Source organism: Myroides phaeus (assembly GCF_009799805.1).
In the GTDB taxonomy this organism is placed as follows: Bacteria; Bacteroidota; Bacteroidia; order Flavobacteriales; family Flavobacteriaceae; genus Flavobacterium; species Flavobacterium phaeum_A.
On sequence record NZ_CP047050.1, the window covers coordinates 1,545,491 to 1,562,452 of the forward strand.

Annotated in this window: 16 protein-coding genes; 10 read left to right on the top strand and 6 right to left on the bottom strand. The window is 32.3% G+C overall.

Features of this window, described 5'->3' with window-relative positions; genetic code table 11:
- Positions 1-41 precede the first annotated feature (41 nt).
- The 7 genes from GQS07_RS06940 to GQS07_RS06970 all read left to right on the top strand — a co-directional run bounded on the left by GQS07_RS06940 (position 42) and on the right by GQS07_RS06970 (position 4,957).
- Positions 42-1,010 carry an electron transfer flavoprotein subunit alpha/FixB family protein gene (locus GQS07_RS06940; RefSeq protein WP_158210181.1) on the top strand — a complete coding sequence of 323 codons (969 nt, stop codon included), beginning with the start codon at positions 42-44 and terminating at the stop codon, positions 1,008-1,010.
- Between the two features lie 89 nt (positions 1,011-1,099).
- Positions 1,100-1,735 carry a bifunctional nuclease family protein gene (locus GQS07_RS06945; protein ID WP_158210182.1) on the top strand — a complete coding sequence of 212 codons (636 nt, stop codon included), beginning with the start codon at positions 1,100-1,102 and terminating at the stop codon, positions 1,733-1,735.
- A 21-nt stretch (positions 1,736-1,756) separates the two neighbouring features.
- Positions 1,757-2,581 (top strand): thymidylate synthase, encoded by an 825-nt coding sequence (locus GQS07_RS06950; protein ID WP_158210183.1) that lies wholly within the window; start codon positions 1,757-1,759, stop codon positions 2,579-2,581.
- A 30-nt stretch (positions 2,582-2,611) separates the two neighbouring features.
- A complete protein-coding gene (locus GQS07_RS06955) occupies positions 2,612-3,013 on the top strand; it encodes a 2TM domain-containing protein (RefSeq protein WP_158210184.1) in 402 nt (133 codons plus the stop codon).
- Positions 3,014-3,025: 12 nt separating this feature from the next.
- Positions 3,026-3,511, top strand: coding sequence for a dihydrofolate reductase (locus GQS07_RS06960; RefSeq protein ID WP_158210185.1), 486 nt, complete (start codon positions 3,026-3,028; stop codon positions 3,509-3,511).
- Between the two features lie 22 nt (positions 3,512-3,533).
- On the top strand, positions 3,534-4,334 hold the full coding sequence (locus GQS07_RS06965; protein ID WP_158210186.1) for a hypothetical protein: 801 nt from the start codon (positions 3,534-3,536) through the stop codon (positions 4,332-4,334).
- The gene (locus tag GQS07_RS06970) at positions 4,334-4,957 is read left to right on the top strand and encodes a deoxynucleoside kinase (protein ID WP_158210187.1); all 624 of its coding nucleotides are present in this window, start codon (positions 4,334-4,336) and stop codon (positions 4,955-4,957) included. Before GQS07_RS06965 ends, GQS07_RS06970 begins: the two co-directional genes overlap by 1 nt.
- Before the next feature lie 64 nt (positions 4,958-5,021).
- On the opposite strand, the gene gldA is transcribed toward GQS07_RS06970, so the two are convergent.
- The 3 genes from gldA to GQS07_RS06985 are packed head-to-tail and all read right to left on the bottom strand — an operon-like array spanning position 5,022 to position 7,193.
- Positions 5,022-5,921 (bottom strand): gliding motility-associated ABC transporter ATP-binding subunit GldA, encoded by a 900-nt coding sequence (gldA, locus tag GQS07_RS06975; protein ID WP_090408941.1) that lies wholly within the window; start codon positions 5,919-5,921, stop codon positions 5,022-5,024.
- Between the two features lie 35 nt (positions 5,922-5,956).
- A complete protein-coding gene (locus tag GQS07_RS06980) occupies positions 5,957-6,346 on the bottom strand; it encodes a DUF1634 domain-containing protein (protein WP_158210188.1) in 390 nt (129 codons plus the stop codon).
- A 4-nt stretch (positions 6,347-6,350) separates the two neighbouring features.
- Positions 6,351-7,193, bottom strand: coding sequence for a sulfite exporter TauE/SafE family protein (locus GQS07_RS06985; RefSeq protein WP_158210189.1), 843 nt, complete (start codon positions 7,191-7,193; stop codon positions 6,351-6,353).
- A 179-nt stretch (positions 7,194-7,372) separates the two neighbouring features.
- Here GQS07_RS06985 and GQS07_RS06990 point away from each other — a divergent pair, with 179 nt between their 5' ends.
- The 3 genes from GQS07_RS06990 to GQS07_RS07000 all read left to right on the top strand — a co-directional run bounded on the left by GQS07_RS06990 (position 7,373) and on the right by GQS07_RS07000 (position 11,501).
- Entirely contained in the window at positions 7,373-8,455 is a 1,083-nt protein-coding gene (locus GQS07_RS06990; protein ID WP_090408948.1) for a chorismate mutase, read from the top strand.
- A 21-nt stretch (positions 8,456-8,476) separates the two neighbouring features.
- Complete coding sequence (gene rsgA / locus GQS07_RS06995) at positions 8,477-9,442, top strand: ribosome small subunit-dependent GTPase A (protein WP_158210190.1); 966 nt, start codon at positions 8,477-8,479, stop codon at positions 9,440-9,442.
- Between the two features lie 85 nt (positions 9,443-9,527).
- On the top strand, positions 9,528-11,501 hold the full coding sequence (locus GQS07_RS07000; protein WP_158210191.1) for a DUF3857 domain-containing protein: 1,974 nt from the start codon (positions 9,528-9,530) through the stop codon (positions 11,499-11,501).
- A gap of 51 nt (positions 11,502-11,552) precedes the next feature.
- On the opposite strand, the gene GQS07_RS07005 is transcribed toward GQS07_RS07000, so the two are convergent.
- Genes GQS07_RS07005 through GQS07_RS07015 form a run of 3 tightly spaced genes read right to left on the bottom strand, consistent with a single transcriptional unit; the run spans position 11,553 to position 16,960 of the window.
- Positions 11,553-14,363, bottom strand: a complete 2,811-nt coding sequence (locus GQS07_RS07005) for a M16 family metallopeptidase (RefSeq protein ID WP_158210192.1) — start codon at positions 14,361-14,363, stop codon at positions 11,553-11,555.
- Positions 14,363-15,571, bottom strand: a complete 1,209-nt coding sequence (locus tag GQS07_RS07010; protein ID WP_158210193.1) for a DUF4929 family protein — start codon at positions 15,569-15,571, stop codon at positions 14,363-14,365. The genes GQS07_RS07005 and GQS07_RS07010 overlap by 1 nt, the downstream gene beginning before the upstream one ends.
- A 12-nt stretch (positions 15,572-15,583) precedes the next feature.
- The gene (locus GQS07_RS07015) at positions 15,584-16,960 is read right to left on the bottom strand and encodes a RagB/SusD family nutrient uptake outer membrane protein (RefSeq protein ID WP_158210194.1); all 1,377 of its coding nucleotides are present in this window, start codon (positions 16,958-16,960) and stop codon (positions 15,584-15,586) included.
- Between the last annotated feature and the right edge of the window lie 2 nt (positions 16,961-16,962).

Consider the following 16,962-nt stretch of genomic DNA (forward strand, 5'->3'; position numbering starts at 1 on the left):
TTCTATTAATTTATTTGTAAACCTTTAAAAAAGAAAGTATTATGTCAGTTTTAATATATGCTGAATCAGCAGAAGGAAAATTTAAAAAAGTAGCATTAGAGTTAGCTTCTTATGCGAAAAAAGTAGCAGAATCTTTAGGAACAACTGTAACAGCTGTAACAGTTAATGCTAATGATGTTAGCGAATTAGGAAAATACGGTGTAGATAAAGTATTAAAAGTTTCTGATGACAAATTGAAAACTTTTAACGCTAAAGCATACGCAGATGTTATTAAACAAGCTGCTCAAAAAGAAGGATCAAAAGTAGTTGTATTATCTTCTTCTACAGATAGTTTATATGCTGCTCCGATTGTAGCAGTAGGTTTAGACGCAGGATATGCTTCTAACGTGGTTGCTTTACCTGTTAGTACTTCTCCATTTGTAGTAAAGAGAAACTCTTTCTCTAACAAAGCGTTTAACGAAACAGAACTTACAACTGATGTAAAAGTTGTTGCATTGGCTAAAAACTCATTCGGATTAGTAGAGGCTTCTGGAGCTGCTGCTGCTGAAGATTTTTCTGCTTCTTTAAATGATGCAGACTTTTCATTGAAAGTTGAAAGCGTAGAGAAAGTTTCTGGAAAAGTTACTATCGCTGATGCAGATGTTGTTGTATCAGGAGGACGTGGATTAAAAGGACCAGAAAACTGGAAAATGTTAGAAGATCTTGCTGATGTTTTAGGAGCTGCTTTAGCTTGTTCAAAACCAGTTTCTGACTTAGGATGGAGAACACACGAAGAGCACGTTGGACAAACAGGAAAACCTGTTTCTTCTAACTTGTATATCGCTGTTGGTATTTCTGGAGCTATTCAACATATTGCAGGGGTTAACTCTTCTAAAGTGAAAGTTGCTATTAATACAGATGCAGAAGCTCCTTTCTTTAAAGTTGCTGACTACGGAATTGTAGGAGATGCATTCCAAGTAGTACCTCAATTAGTTGAAAAATTAAAAGAGTTCAAAGAGAAAAACGCATAAGCATTTCTAAATGCAATAGATAAAAAAAAGCAATTAAGGCAAAGAATTTATATCTTTGTTTTAGTTGCTTTTTTGTTTAAGTAAAAATTATGAGTTTGATAAAATTAACAGTAAGTGGAATATCTTACAGTCATACACAAAATGGTGCTTATGCACTTATTTTGAATGAAGAAAACGGAAATAGAAAGTTACCTATTGTAATAGGAGCGTTTGAAGCACAATCAATCGCAATCGCAATTGAGGATGATATAAGACCGCCAAGACCTTTGACACACGATTTGTTTAAAACATTGTCAGATAAGTATGGTATTGTTGTTAAACAGGTAATTATTAATAAATTAGTAGATGGAATCTTTCATTCAAGTTTAATTTGTGAGCGAGAAGGAGTGGAAGAGATAATTGACGCAAGAACGTCAGATGCAATTGCTATTGCTATTCGTTTCTTTGCACCAATTTTTACATTTAAAGATATTATGGAAAAGGCTGGTATTATCTTAAATGGAGATCAGGACGATGTTTTAGAGGATGAAGATGATAATGAAGATAGTGATGATCTAAATGATATTGCAACACAGGTAGAACAGTTTTTAGAAAGTGAAGCGAAGGCTAATGACTTTTCTAAGTTGTCAGTTGAGGTAATAAATGACTTATTAAATAAGGCAATTGCTAACGAAGATTATGAAAAGGCAGCCAAATTGCGTGATGAACTAACGAAGAGAAAATAATAAACTACTATACAACACACTATGAAACAATATTTAAATTTAGTACAAGAAGTATTAGATAAAGGAGTTCAAAAAGGAGATAGGACAGGAACAGGGACTAAAAGTATTTTTGGTCATCAAATGCGTTTTGATTTAGCAGAGGGTTTTCCTTTGGTAACAACTAAAAAAGTGCATTTAAAGTCTATAATTTATGAACTTTTATGGTTCTTAAACGGAGATACTAATATTAAATATTTAAAAGATAATGGTGTTCGTATTTGGGATGAATGGGCAAATGATAATGGTGATTTAGGACCTGTTTATGGGTACCAATGGAGAAATTGGAATGGAGAGGGAATAGACCAAATTAAAGAGGTTATTGACACGTTGAAAACGAATCCGAATAGTAGAAGGATTATGGTTTCTGCTTGGAATCCAAGTGTTTTACCAGATACATCTGTTTCTTTTGAAGAGAATGTAGCAAATGGAAAAGCGGCGTTGCCTCCTTGTCACTCGTTTTTTCAGTTTTATGTAGCTGAAGGAAAACTTTCTTGTCAATTGTACCAACGTAGTGCTGATGTGTTTTTAGGAGTACCTTTTAATATTGCTTCTTATGCCTTATTAACTATGATGGTTGCACAAGTTTGTGATTTAGAAGTGGGAGATTTTGTTCATACTTTTGGAGATGTACATATCTACAATAATCATATTGAACAAGTCAATCTTCAGTTGTCAAGAGAGCCAATGGCATTGCCGAAAATGGTATTGAATAAAGATGTTAAAGATATCTTTAGTTTTACATACGAAGATTTCACATTAGAAGATTACAACCCTCATCCTGCAATAAAAGGTAAGGTGTCGGTTTAAAACAGAATAACCTTTATAAACGATATAGCTATGGACAATAAGAATCCTTATGAAGCGTATGATTACGCCCGTAGAAGAGTTAAACAAAAAAAGTTATTGTTTTTTCACTTCGCTGTTTTTTTCTTGGGAAGTGTTTTGATGTTTTGCTTTAACGCTTTTATTCAAGATCCTGCTAATACAGTTGTTTGGTGGCCTTATGCTATTGGAGCGTGGTCTATTCTTGTTTTTTTACACGCTGTGAACGTATTGATTGTTGACAGTTTTATGGGGAAAAAATGGGAAGATAAACAAGTGAAGCGATTGATCGAGAAACAGGAAGAGCGAATTAAAGAGCTAAGAGCAAGAGTTGAAAAAGATTTTCCTTTAGTAGATGTAAAAAGAGATTTAGATCAGAAAAATACTGATGTAACAAAAACGAATTCTGATTTCTAATAAAAGAATACAATGAAGCTTATTTTAATAGCTGCAGCAGCAGAAAATAATGCTTTGGGAAAGAACAATGAAATGTTATGGCATTTGCCAGATGATTTTAAGCATTTCAAAAACTTAACATCAAACCATTTTATTATAATGGGGAGAAAAACGTTTGAGTCTTTTCCTAAGCCATTGCCCAATAGAACACATATTATCATTACAAGACAAGCAGACTATACAGCATCAGAAGGATGTATTGTTGTAGCGAGTTTAGAAGACGCTTTAGCAATTGTAAAAGAACAAGCTGAGGTGTTTGTAATAGGAGGTGGTGAAATATATAAATTAGCTCTACCATTTGCAGATAGAATTGAGTTGACAAGAGTTCATACAAGTTTAGATGCAGATGCCTTTTTTCCTGAATTTTCACTGGGGGAGTGGAAGTTGAAAAAAGAAGAGTTTCACAGTATAGATGAGAAACATCAATACTCATTTACCTTTCAAACTTTTGAGAAGTAAGTAACTGTTAAAAATTACGTTTATGAAAAAGATATTTTCTCTTCTTGTTTTGTTTGTTTGTTCTTTGAATGTACAAGCACAAGATAGTATTAAAGTAAAATTGCTCAACAGTGAGAACTTGACAAAAGGGCAATTGTTTGTTGGGAAAGATATTTATGATAGTACTTATCTAACAGAAGAAGGAAATGTCTTTAAAAAAGTTACAAGATATACTTCTGTAAATTATTCAAATAAAAATAAAGGTGCGTTAACGCAAGTAGATTTCAGTAATCCGTTGCAGATACTTCTATTTTTTAAAGAAGACAAATCAGTTGTTATACTTAATAAAGACTTAGCTCCAGTAGGCACTGTAGAATTTGGGGAAAAGTTTCCGAGTATGGAAATGGAATACCTTTCTAATAGTACGAAGCGCAATTATTGGATAGTGAATAGTGCAAATAGAAGTGTTAGTTTATATAGTAGTACAACGTATGAATTACACCGTGTATTTACGTTGCCAGAGGGTGGAATAAAGAATTATTATTCGTTGCCCCAAGCTTTCTTTTATGTAGATAATAACAATATTGTGCACGCAGTAGGCTTGACAGGAAAAACAATATTTGATTATGCGTTGCCTACTAACTATGATCAGATTCAGATTATAGACTTACAGAAATTAATTTATAGCTACCAAAATAAAGTATATTACGTTGATTTGGTGCAGAATAAAGTATATCCGATTGCCGTTCCGGAAAAAAGCATTTCAAGCTTCTTTTATAACACTCAAAAATTGAGTATTTTTGCGGAACAGAAAATAAATAATTACCTTATAAAATTACCGTAATGCATATAGCTATTGCAGGAAATATTGGCGCAGGAAAAACTACGCTTACAAATTTATTGGCAAAACATTATAATTGGGAGCCTCATTATGAAGATGTAGTTGACAATCCGTACTTAGATGATTTCTATCATCAGATGGATAGATGGTCTTTTAATTTGCAGGTTTACTTTTTAAATAGTCGTTTTCGCCAAGTTTTACAGATAAGACAAAGTGGTAAGTCGATTATTCAAGATCGTACTATTTATGAAGATGCCCATATTTTTGCACCTAACTTACACGCAATGGGGTTAATGTCTAACCGTGATTTCCAGAACTATTCTTCTTTGTTTGAATTAATGCAAGAGTTAGTAGGAGCACCTGATCTATTAATCTATTTAAGAAGCTCAGTTCCTAATTTAGTGGGACAAATTCACAAAAGAGGTAGAGAGTATGAAAACTCTATTTCAATTGAGTATTTGAATCGTTTGAACGATAGATATGAAGAGTGGATTAAAGGGTATGATAAAGGTAAATTATTAATCATTGATGTTGATAATTTAGACTTCGTTGATAATCCAGAAGACTTAGGAGATGTTATCAATAAGATTGATGCAGAAATCAATGGGTTATTTAAAAAGCAATAACATTATTTTGTAAAGAAATAAGTTGACGATAAATAAAAAGAGCTGTCTTTAGACAGCTCTTTTTTTATGCATTAGTAATTTCTCTAAATAGTTTTTCGAGGTTCTTACTTTTTACTTGTAATGATAATGTTTTTAAACCATTTTCTTGTGCAAAGTCGTAAACAGTACCACGGTAATCTCCTTCGATAGGGAAAAACAACTCCCATTGTGTATCGTGTATATGATTTGCTTTAACAAGGTTTGGAATTTGATTGATAAACTGAATTTCAATTTTGTAATCAAATTCAACAGCAATGATTTGTTCGTTTTGATGTTCTAACATATCCGTTAACATCTGGTCAGCTACTATCTGTCCTTTTTTGATAATGATCACACGTTCACAAATAGCTTCAACCTCTTGCATAATGTGAGTAGAAAGGAAAACAGTTTTATCTTTCCCTATGTTTTTAATAAGCTCTCTGATTTCTACTAATTGGTTAGGGTCTAATCCAGTGGTAGGTTCGTCTAAAATTAGAACATCAGGATTGTGAAGAAGAGCAGTTGCAAGACCTACTCTTTGTCGGTATCCCTTAGAAAGCTGTTCGATTTTCTTATGTGCTTCTGGTGTAAGTCCAGTAAGCTCAATCACTTCTTCTATGCGTTGTTTGTTAACTTTGTATATATCTGCATTAAATTGCAGGTATTCTCTAACATACATATCTAAATAAAGTGGATTATGTTCTGGTAGATATCCGATTGATTGCTGTACTTTTTTTCTTTCTGTTTCAACGTTAAACTCGTTTACATAAGCTTTTCCTTCATCACTGTGAATGTAGGTTGTAAGTATTTTCATCAATGTTGATTTACCAGCTCCATTAGGACCTAAAAAGCCAACTATTTGTCCTTTTGGAATAGAAAAGCTAATGTTGTCTAAGGCCTTTTGATCGTCGTATATTTTACTGATGTTTTTAACGAGTAGTGACATTGTTTATAAGTATTAGAGTAACAAATGTAGTTATTTTAATGAGAAAAACCGAAAGATACGCTTAGGCCAATTATCCCAATAACAATCAATGTAATAACAATATATAACCAATCTTTTTCCAAGAAAAAAGAGAGTAGTGATAGCACTAAACGCAGGGCAGGTGTAAGGAATAATAACAATACTCCTAAAAATATAATTGCTTCACCATCTCCTTGGGCTACACCGCTGATGATATTGTTAAACACAATGTATATATTGTCGTGTTTTTCTGTAAATGTTGCAAAGTTTACTGTTTCTCCCGATTGGGTAAACAATAAGATGATACCACCTATTAGAGCAACTGATAGAGCTAATAATACGCCATATCGCAAGACATTTCCAATGATTGCTTGTAAATCTGTATCGTTAAATTTCTTTGTAGTCATAAGGTTAAATATTTCCAAGTACTCCGTTATAAATCATATTTGCAGCTAAAACTAAAATTAGGAAAGCAAAGAACACTTTTAGTTTTTTAGTATTCGCTCTCATCAGCACTTTAGCGCCAACCATCGAACCAATTAGTACCCCAATAATAACAGGCATACATATACTTGGTTCAATATATCCTTTTTGAATATAGATCACTGAACTGGCAATTGCAGTAACACCCATCATAAAGTTACTTGTTGTAGTAGAAACTTTAAAAGGAACCTTCATAATGCTATCCATTGCAATCACTTTAAAAGCACCAGAGCCAATTCCCAATAAACCAGACATCATACCAGCAACCCCCATCATACTAAAACCACCGATGATGTTTGTCATCCCATACTTAACTTTTTCTCCTGAGGGAGTAGGGAATGTACTCGTTAATTTTAATTTGTGCGTAAGTGTGCTTGATTGTTCCGGAGTAACCAAATGGTCTTCTTTTTTGCGAAGAGAATTTATAGAAGAGAACACTAATGTTGCACCAAATATAACTGCTAATACTGATGTTGGGGCATTGGTAGAAATTAAAGCTCCAATTACAGCACCGGCTGTTGTCGCTATTTCTAAAAACATTCCGAGTCTCATATTTGTAATTCCCTCTTTTACGTAAGCTGAAGCCGATCCAGAAGAAGTTGCTATAACAGCTACTAAAGCAGTACCAATAGCATAGTGCATATCTACTCCTAAAAATACAGAAAGTAAAGGGATTATGATGATTCCTCCTCCTAAACCAGAAAGAGAACCAATAAATCCAGCTGCAAATGCTCCTAAAAACATAATTAGCGTGAACGTAAGTAATGTCATTTCGATATAATTTTTGTAGTAATGTGGTTAAAAGTAAGTATTTATCGTATAAAAATCGATTTTAAGTGCAATTTTATAATTTAGATATGTTATCTTTAATTTCTCTTTTGTAAATAATAGGTGTTAATCTTACCTATTCTTTACGTCGTTATTAAAGTAATACTATTAAATTTGTGCCAATGGAAAAAGTAAACATTAACAAGGATTGGTTGTCTTTATTTCAAGGACAAAATCCTGCGATCATTGCAGGACCTTGTAGTGCAGAGACGCCTGAACAGGTTATGAAAATCGCTAAATCACTACCGAAAGAAGTGAAAGTATTTCGCGCTGGGATTTGGAAACCTCGTACACGTCCAGGAGGATTTGAAGGAGTAGGAGCCATTGGATTGAAGTGGTTGCAACAAGTAAAAGCAGAGACAGGAATGTTGATTGCTACAGAAGTTGCAACAGCAGAACACGTGCAGTTGTGTTTAGAACACGATGTAGATATCTTATGGATTGGTGCTCGAACAGCAGTAAATCCGTTTGCTATTCAAGAAATTGCAGATGTTTTGAAGGGAACTGATAAAGTTGTCTTGTTAAAAAATCCAGTGAATCCAGACTTATCTTTATGGATGGGGGGAATTGAGCGTCTTGCTAAAGCGGGAATTGCTAAATTAGGAGTTATTCATAGAGGATTTAGTACTTATGAAAAAACAAAGTATCGCAATAACCCAGAATGGCAAATACCATTAGATTTAAAGCTACATTTGCCTAATATTCCAATTTTCTGTGATCCATCACATATTACTGGAAATAGAAGTAAGATATTTGCAGTATCGCAGCAAGCACTTGATTTGAATTATGACGGATTAATGATTGAAACACATTGTGATCCTGATAATGCGTGGAGTGATGCACCACAACAAGTAACACCTGATCAATTACAAGATATCTTAGATAACTTGAAAGTGAGAAATGTTACAGATGAAACGGAAGAGTTTTTACAACAAATACAAGCATATCGTATTCAGATTGACGATATGGACAGTAAACTTTTAGATCTTTTAAGAAAGCGTATGTTGATTTCAGATGCAATTGGTACGTTGAAAAAAGAGAAGAACGTTGCTGTTTTCCAACAAGGACGTTGGACTACAATTTTGGAGAAAATGCAAGAAGAAGGTAAGCACATTGGGTTTACTGAAGAATTTATTACAGCTATTTATACAGCAATTCACCAAGAGAGTATTTATAGACAAGATAAAATTATTAACAAAGAATAAAACAAGAGGGCAATACTATTTATGAAAGGTATAGTTTACAAGTCAACAGGAAGTTGGTACTCGGTAAAAAATGAAGAAGGACATTTCTATGATTGTCGTATCAAAGGAAAGTTCAGATTAAAAGGTATTAAAAGTACCAATCCAATAGCTGTTGGTGATCACGTTCAGTTTGAACTTGAGACTACAAATGATGTTACGACTGGAGTAATTAATAAGATTGAATCAAGAAAGAATTACATCGTTCGTAAATCTGTAAACTTGTCTAAACAAGTACATATTATTGCTTCTAATATAGATACAGTTTTTTTAATAGTTACTATTAATAATCCTGTAACAACAACAAGTTTTATTGACCGTTTTTTAGTTACAGCTGAGGCTTACGGGATTAAAACAGTATTAGTTTTTAATAAAATTGATACGTATTCTGAAGATGCTTTAGATGAACAATTGTATTTGCAATACATCTATTCGCAAATAGGATACGAATGTTTACGTGTGTCTGCATTGACAGGAAAAGGAATTGATGCGATTAAAGAACGAATGACAGGAAAGGTTTCTATGTTTTCTGGACATTCAGGAGTTGGGAAATCAACTTTGATTAATGCAATTGAGCCAGGACTGAATTTAAAGACCGCACAGATTTCAGAGCAACATCAACAAGGACAACATACAACGACCTTTGCAGAGATGTATGATTTATCTTTTGACGCAAGTATTATAGATACTCCCGGAATTAGAGGATTTGGTATTGTTGATATGGAACCGCAAGAGGTAGGAGACTATTTTCCTGAGTTTTTTGCATTGAAAGACCAATGTAAGTTTAATAACTGTTTGCATAAAGAAGAGCCACATTGTGCTGTGAAAGATGCGCTTGATGAAGATGTTTTAGCTTGGTCAAGATATAAAAGTTATATTCAGATATTAGATGGTGAAGAAGAACATTATCGAACAGATATTTATAAAGATGGAAGAAACCAAGACGAATAGTCTTGGTTTTTTTATTTGTACAATGTCATACTTTATGTACGTTGGAATTTTTACCTTTATCGTTTAGAGATTAATAAAAGAAAGAATGAAATATTTATATCCCTTATTGGCGTTTGTTTTATTTATGAATATTCCTTCAACTTACGCACAAAGTTTTCTTGAGAAAGTAAGTGTAGAGGAGTTGAGAGAAAATACTAATCCTATTTTTCCAGAAGCGGATGCTGTAATCTTGAATGAACAGATTGATGTTGCAATGGATTATATTCAAGATTATGGTTTTCGTGTAACGGAAAAGGTTAGTCGTAAAGTCAAATTATATAAAGATGATGCAAGAGAGTCGCTTTCTTTCTATGTCTCTTATTCTCCTAAAGGTTATTTAAGCGAAGAAGTAGTTTTACATCAAGCATCACTTTTTTCTTTGCAAGGGGTAGATGTTTCTAAGGAAAAAATAGAAAAAGAGGAAGTTGTAAAGAATGACTATGGCAATTGGAAAGAAGTTGGCGTGTTATTTAAAAATGCAAAAAAAGGAGATGTCGTTACTTATTCATATAGTAGAGTAACAAGTTTTATTGATGAGTTACCTGAGTGGATTATTCAAGGTGATTTGCCTAAGCGTATCTCAAAATACACAGTAGTTTTACCTGAGTATTTTCAATATAGTATTGTTCAGAATGGTGATGTTAAGTTGAAAGAGACAACAACTGAAAAGAGAGTGTCTATGACAGGAATTGTATCACCAGGAACACGAACTAATGTCAATGCACTTGAAAAGACATTTGAAGTAGTTAATGTTCCTGCTTTTGTTAACGAGCCCTATATTGATAATCCAATAAACTATATTGCTTCCTTGCGCTTTGATTTATTAGAAGTACAATTTCCGTTTTCACCTGTACAGAAAGTTTTGTTGAACGAGAAAGAATTTTTGACAGATTTGACTAATAATCGAGGTTTTTCGCGTGAATTAAAGCAAGATAAATATTATAAAAGAGATATTTTACTGGAGGATTATCAAGGTTTATCAACTGAAGAAAAAATAGAGAAGGTTTTAAAATTTGTGCAACAAAAAGTAAAATGGGATAGTACCTATGGCATTTTCGCGAGTAATGGTACAAAAACAGCATACAATAAAGGAGTTGGAAATTCTGCTGATATAAATTTGATGCTAACAAGTATGTTGAGGTATATAGGTCTGCAGGCTAATCCTGTCTTGTTAAGTACAAGGAGTAATGGCGTGAAAACAACTTGGCAGAGAAATTACTACAATCACGTTATAACTGCTGTTGAAGTAGGAGAAGCCTATTATTTACTGGATGGCACAAGTCCTTACTCAGGAATTAATATTTTGCCATTAGAAGATTTGAATGGTAGAGGAATGTTGTTTAAAGACAATGGAAGTGTTGTGTCAATTGATTTAATGCCTCAATTTGTTTCAGGCATAACCGATAGATATCAAGTTGAATTAAACATTGATGGTTCTATGCAGGGGCAATTACTTAAAAACTACACTAATTATGATGCACTTGTTTTTAGAAGTGGTTATAATGGTAGCGAATGGCAATTGGGTAAGACGTATGAATCACAACAATTTGGTGTACAAATTAGCAATGTTAGAGTATTTAATGCTAAGGAAGATTTATCCAAAGATGTTAGAGTAAATTATTCATTGTATAAGAGAAACGCTGTATCAATGTTTAACGATAAGCTTTTTGTAAATCCATTTCAATTATACAATTTTAACGCAACAGTTTTTGAAGCAGAAAATAGAGTGTTGCCTATTTATTTTGGATATCCTACAATGGAAAATTATATGATTAGCATTGCAATTCCACAAGGCTATGAAGTAGAGAAAGTACCCGAAGATGTAGTGTTGAGGAATCAACAAGCAGGGATAGAAATGCAAGTTAAGTTTACTGTTGATACAAATAAAGTAGAAGGAACTTTATTGTTTTTAAAGAATAAGGGAGTGATAGGGGTAAAAGATTATCCATATGTACGTGATTTATATCAGAAAGTAGGAAAGGTATTACAACAACAAGTTGTATTTGCCCGAAAAAAATAAAAAAACAAAAGCCTCAAGATGTTTTATGCTTCTTGAGGCTTTTTTGTGTTGTTATTTTGGAGCGATAACGAATACACCGTATTTATTTAAGTTAAACATTGTTTTAGCTGTGTTTAAGACGTCTTCTGTCGTGATTGATTGCAATATAGTATCATACTGATCAAACTCACTTAAATCTTCAAAGTTGAGGTATATTTCTCTTAATTTTTCTACCCATTGGTACGTACTACTACTTGTTAAGTGAAGTGTTTTGTTGTTTAGAATTGTTCGCTTCATTCGCTCTAACATCTCGTTGTTGATCGGAGTAGATTGTAATTTCTTAACCGCTTGTTTGGCGTATTCCTCTAAGGTAGCAAGATCTTTTTCCTCTGCAGAAAAATGTAAAGAAGTAAACGTTTTAGCTTCAGGATATAGAGTAACGTCAATATCTGAATACGGTGAATATACCAAACCTTCCTTTTCACGAGAAACATTTAAAAATGCATCATTTAAAAGTTCACGAACCATTTGAGCAATAATGCTCTGTTTTAGTGTAGCATTAATATCACCTTTGAAAACGATTGAGACATCTGGTCTTTCAGCTTCTGTTGCAATTATTTTAGACCTTGTAATTTCTTCTTTCTCTTTTAGAGGATCAGCAATATTACTCTTTTGCTGTGTACTTTTATGCAAGGGAATACTACCAAAATAAGCTGTTGCCTTTTCTTTAATATCGCTAACTGAGAAGTTTCCACTGATAACGATTGACATATCCTTAGGCGATCTAAATGTTGCGTCAAAAAGAGTGAACATATTTTTAATGTTGATTCTTTGGATGTCTTCTTTTGTTTTTAATGGTTGTTTAATGGCCTTTATTCCAAATTTATACGCAGCTATTTTATGAGACATAGCGATAAATGGATTTTTCAGATAATTAGGTGTAGTGGGAGTAGTAGCTAAAGACTCTATTTCTTCAGCAATAAATTCATCAAAGTCTTCTTGAGGAATTACATAGTCATACAGTTTTCTATAGCTCCATTCAAATAAATCAGTTGCATTAGCCTGTCTACTTGAAGTATTTGCAATACTGGCATTATCAATCATACTTATCAAAGTAGAAACATCTTTTTGCGCTCCAATATCACTATAGTTGTCTTTAGATAAGCCATTAATCCAAGCAGTATCTAAGAAATAAGGAGTTTCTTCAAACAAAGCGCGTTCATCTTGTTTTACCTGATTTAGGCCTTTTCGTGTAGCGATTGATAATATATAATTATTATCTTCACTCGTTGTTGGTTTAATAGCAATACGCAAGCCATTTTGAAGTGTTATTTCGGTAACCCCAATATTTTTGTACTCTTTTTCAGAGACGATATGAGCTTTTGAATTAAAAGCAATAGGAGGCATTGTATCCCAATTTAGCGATAATTCGTTTGTATCATCACTGATTGTAGGTTGCTTTTTAATGAATTTAGTTACTTGTTTTGCTCCGTTTTTCCAGCTCTTTTCTAATTCTTTTTCGTTCTTGATTTCAAATAAATCAGAATTAAATTCGAATAAATATAAGTTGGCAGTACCATTTGCCCAAGTGTTTTTATGATGCGTATTGATATCATCAATTGAAATGGAAGCTATTATTTCTTGTGCTAAAAGTTCTTCTTCGCTATTATTTAAAAAGTGGCTATATGCTGCTACTTGGTCAATATAAGAGTTTGCTATATAATAAGGATTAGAGATTTCACTTTTGTTTAAAGTATTTAAATAAGAAGTTTTTAGAACATATAATTCTTCTTCAGATATTCCAATTTGTTCAATTGAGTATATAATGCTACTTAATAATTGAACCTCAGAAAGGAGTTCTTTTTTAGTTGTAGCTTGTAGTTCAAAAGCATTTTCATTTCTATTAGATAAATACCAAGTAGAATGGTTATTCGCTTTAGAATTTCCCTCTTTCAGTTTTTGTTTTAAAAATGAGTTATATAAATGTTCTATAAGTTGAAGCTTAAAGTCTTCTTTAGATTCTAATAAAGGAGATTTTACAAAGCGAATTATTTCAAGTTTATTCACTTTTGAGTTTGGAGATTCTTGCGTAGTAAGTTTGTCTTTGAATACTGGATTAAAAGCAAAAATATTCTGTTTTCTATTGACATTTGGAGCAGGATTAAATTGTCCGAAATTCTTTTGGATTGCTTTTATTGCATTATCAGCATTAACATTTCCAGTGATTATAATTGTAGCTAAATTAGAGGAATACCATTTTTTGTAAAACTCTTTTAAGCGTTGGTGATCGATATTTATAATATCTTGTTCAGTTGCAATAGGTAAACGATGCGCGTGTTTTGTTCCCTCTAATTTCTTTTTTGTAAAAGTAGATTCAACGCCATAATCTCTAATTTCTTGGATTACAATTTTCTTTTCTTTTAAAATAGCTTCATCTGTTAAAGAAGATTTTCCTAAGAAGTTAGCTAAGATATTAAGTGCTAAATCTAATTGTTTTGGGTCTAAAAGAGACAATTCATAAACCGTACGTTCATACGTCGTATAGGCATTAATATCTCTTCCAAAACTATAGCCCAGCGCTTGTAAGGTATCAACTGCTTGTCTATTAGGGAAGTCTTCCGAACCATTAAATACTAAATGTTCTAAGAAATGAGCATAACCAATTTCGTCATCTGTTTCTTGAAGAGAACCTATATTAAATACCAAGCGGTATTCTGTATTTGGTTGTTTGGTTTGGTGAATAATGTATTGTAAACCGTTGGTTAAGCTATCAATTGTTTTATTCTGTATCGATGGTAATTCTTTATAAAGACTTTGTCCATTAGTTATAAATGGACAAAGTGATAAAAATAAAGAAGATAATAAGATTTTGTATGTAGTCATTATTTGATTTTGTAGTTAATAGTTATGTTTATGTATCCTCCAGCTTCAGAGTGTCCTATTATAAATTTAAAAGAAAGTTTGTCCTTTGATAAAGTTGCAGTACTTTCTGTCCAAGTGTCATTATCATAGTCATCTTCCTCAATATTTGCATTGTTTATAATTGCAGCAGGATTAATATTACCTCCATTTTCAATGCTTTCTATCGCGATAGGATTTTTATCATTAATGAATTTTTGTAATCTTTCATAGGCACTATACCTGTATGTTAAAGGGATAATTGTAATTTCTTCACCATAAAAATCCTCGCCTTTCCCTATGTAAGAAACTTCTTTAGTATTTAAGTCTATTTCAATATCATCCAGCATAACTTCAAAGGTTTCTTTAGATTCTCGCGTAAGACCTATAAGTTCCATAATGTTTTTATTAGCAGGAGGAGCATCTGGACTTTGATTATTCCAGAATACAAGGTCGTCAATAGTAAGATCTCTAAACAATTTGTATAAGTAACTTTCTAATCCCATTGCGTTAGATACCATTTTTAATACTGGTTTTTCTGCAGTAGCTTTTTCACTTAATGTAAATGTTGTTATTCCATTAATCTGTATTGTTTTCTTGTCATATAAAGCTTCTAAATTACCATCACCAGGAAAGTAGATAGTTCCTGTCATTTCTACATCCCCAATAAGAGGAAATAAATCTAAACCATTGCGTTTATAGTGTTCAAGTAACTCTATTTGGTCAGATGTTAATTCATCAGTAGAAGAAAGAGGTTGTAATGTAAATTGTAAGTGTTTTTCAAGATTCAGTGTACTATTGTTTTCTACAAGAGATAAAGTAATATTTGTTGGTTCAGTAATTACTTTTCTCGACGTACTTTTAATCCTTAGTTCTGCTTTTTTTTGCCCAGGCAAAAATTCAATAGTTGGGTTTTCTATATCAAGAATTTTTGTATTCTCTACTATATTGCCTTGTAGAGCAAATTTAAGTTTAATAGGCGTGTTTACTGCTTTTACAAGATGAATGTCTATTACTGTTTCATCAGTACTATTATCTTTTAGAAATACGCTCGTTTGCGGAATCAGTACTATTTTATTTTCACCTAAAAATTCACCATTTGCATTATCTTCAGTAGAGCAAGCGAAAAAAGAGCTTATAGTAATTAGGAAAGCAGTTAAAACGAATATGTTTTTTTGTAATGTCTTTTTCATTTTTTTTCAATATTAGTCAACAATAGTCCATCCTTCATTTTGAGTTGCATTTGGATTATGTCTCGTTTCAGAAGCAGGCAATGGCCAAGTCCACCTGAAGTCCGTAGATTTAATTGTAGCAGCTTTATTATTGCTATCAGGTATATATCTGACAAGGTCAATATTCCATCTTTTTAAGTCGAAGAAGTTCATCTTTTCTCCAATGAACTCTTTCTGTTTTTGTAAGCGAAAGATTGCTCTTAATTCACTTTGCGAAAGATTAGGAGTAAGAGTGTCTACATTTAAGTTTGAAAGGAAATCATTTAGCAGTTCTATTGCTTCAGCATTTTTATTTTGTTCAATTAAGCTTTCAATTAAAATAAAATAAGTCTCTGTATTTCTTGACATAACAATAGGCTTTTGTGTTTTGTCTTCAGATGTAGTTTTATATTTTCCTAACAACTGTCTATCTATTCCATCTGTACCAGTAGCTTTAAACTTAAATAAATATTGAGAAACATTATGTCTTATATCCTTTTCGGCAAAAGAAAGAGCTTCATTGATATAGAAATAATCACCTGCGTTTTGTTGATAATACAAATAGTGATTAGGGTTTTCTTGTAAATCATATATCCAATAAACATTAGAAGAAATACTTGTCAGCTGATTATTCCAAAGATTAGCATACGTTGTTTCAGTATTAATCAGTTTAAAATTATCATTTAAAAGATCTTTAGCCAATTTTTCTGCCTTTGAAAAGTCTCTCATAAAAAGAGCTACTTGAGCTTGTATATGCAGAGCTCCTTTTTTAGTTATGAAATAGTTTTTCTCATAAGGATAATCTTTTATGAGAGACAATCCTTCTTCCAATAGGTTGTTAATTTCAACTAATGTTTCTGTTTGGGTTAAACGCTTATTTGTTTCCAGACTTAAGGAGTTTTTAGGAATAATACCTAAAGCATTAGGATTATAACGATTGCTGTAAAGCTGCAACAAATCAAAGTATATATATGCTTTTAATAAGAGTGCATTTCCTTTTATATATTGCCAATCCTTATTGTCTTTATTCAAATTGTCATTAGAAAGTAAAATAACATTTAAGTTAATTAAAGCATTATAGTAATCTTCCCAAATAGTTGCAGTTGTTTTTGTTAGTTCACGTTGGTCCCAATTATAGCTAAGTTGATAGTTTTTTTTGTACACAACTTGATAGTTAGGTTGTAAATCCTCTGTTAGTAAAGTGAATTTTTCAGAAGAAACAGGAAGGCTCTTATAAGCTTGAGATAATACTCCCATTGCTTTTGTAGGAGTATTAATGATATTATCACCAGATATTTCATCTTGTGATTTTATGTCTAAACTACACGCTGTTAGAAAGCCTATAGCTATAAATAGAAATATTTTTTTCATAA

What these genes read in the sequence shown, in the direction of transcription:
- GQS07_RS06940 (WP_158210181.1), top strand. Translation starts at nt 42, where the DNA reads ATGTCAGTTTTAATATATGCTGAATCAGCAGAAGGAAAATTTAAAAAA.
- GQS07_RS06945 (WP_158210182.1), top strand. Translation starts at nt 1,100, where the DNA reads ATGAGTTTGATAAAATTAACAGTAAGTGGAATATCTTACAGTCATACA.
- GQS07_RS06950 (WP_158210183.1), top strand. Translation starts at nt 1,757, where the DNA reads ATGAAACAATATTTAAATTTAGTACAAGAAGTATTAGATAAAGGAGTT.
- GQS07_RS06955 (WP_158210184.1), top strand. Translation starts at nt 2,612, where the DNA reads ATGGACAATAAGAATCCTTATGAAGCGTATGATTACGCCCGTAGAAGA.
- GQS07_RS06960 (WP_158210185.1), top strand. Translation starts at nt 3,026, where the DNA reads ATGAAGCTTATTTTAATAGCTGCAGCAGCAGAAAATAATGCTTTGGGA.
- GQS07_RS06965 (WP_158210186.1), top strand. Translation starts at nt 3,534, where the DNA reads ATGAAAAAGATATTTTCTCTTCTTGTTTTGTTTGTTTGTTCTTTGAAT.
- GQS07_RS06970 (WP_158210187.1), top strand. Translation starts at nt 4,334, where the DNA reads ATGCATATAGCTATTGCAGGAAATATTGGCGCAGGAAAAACTACGCTT.
- gldA (WP_090408941.1), bottom strand. Translation starts at nt 5,921, where the DNA reads ATGTCACTACTCGTTAAAAACATCAGTAAAATATACGACGATCAAAAG.
- GQS07_RS06980 (WP_158210188.1), bottom strand. Translation starts at nt 6,346, where the DNA reads ATGACTACAAAGAAATTTAACGATACAGATTTACAAGCAATCATTGGA.
- GQS07_RS06985 (WP_158210189.1), bottom strand. Translation starts at nt 7,193, where the DNA reads ATGACATTACTTACGTTCACGCTAATTATGTTTTTAGGAGCATTTGCA.
- GQS07_RS06990 (WP_090408948.1), top strand. Translation starts at nt 7,373, where the DNA reads ATGGAAAAAGTAAACATTAACAAGGATTGGTTGTCTTTATTTCAAGGA.
- rsgA (WP_158210190.1), top strand. Translation starts at nt 8,477, where the DNA reads ATGAAAGGTATAGTTTACAAGTCAACAGGAAGTTGGTACTCGGTAAAA.
- GQS07_RS07000 (WP_158210191.1), top strand. Translation starts at nt 9,528, where the DNA reads ATGAAATATTTATATCCCTTATTGGCGTTTGTTTTATTTATGAATATT.
- GQS07_RS07005 (WP_158210192.1), bottom strand. Translation starts at nt 14,363, where the DNA reads ATGACTACATACAAAATCTTATTATCTTCTTTATTTTTATCACTTTGT.
- GQS07_RS07010 (WP_158210193.1), bottom strand. Translation starts at nt 15,571, where the DNA reads ATGAAAAAGACATTACAAAAAAACATATTCGTTTTAACTGCTTTCCTA.
- GQS07_RS07015 (WP_158210194.1), bottom strand. Translation starts at nt 16,960, where the DNA reads ATGAAAAAAATATTTCTATTTATAGCTATAGGCTTTCTAACAGCGTGT.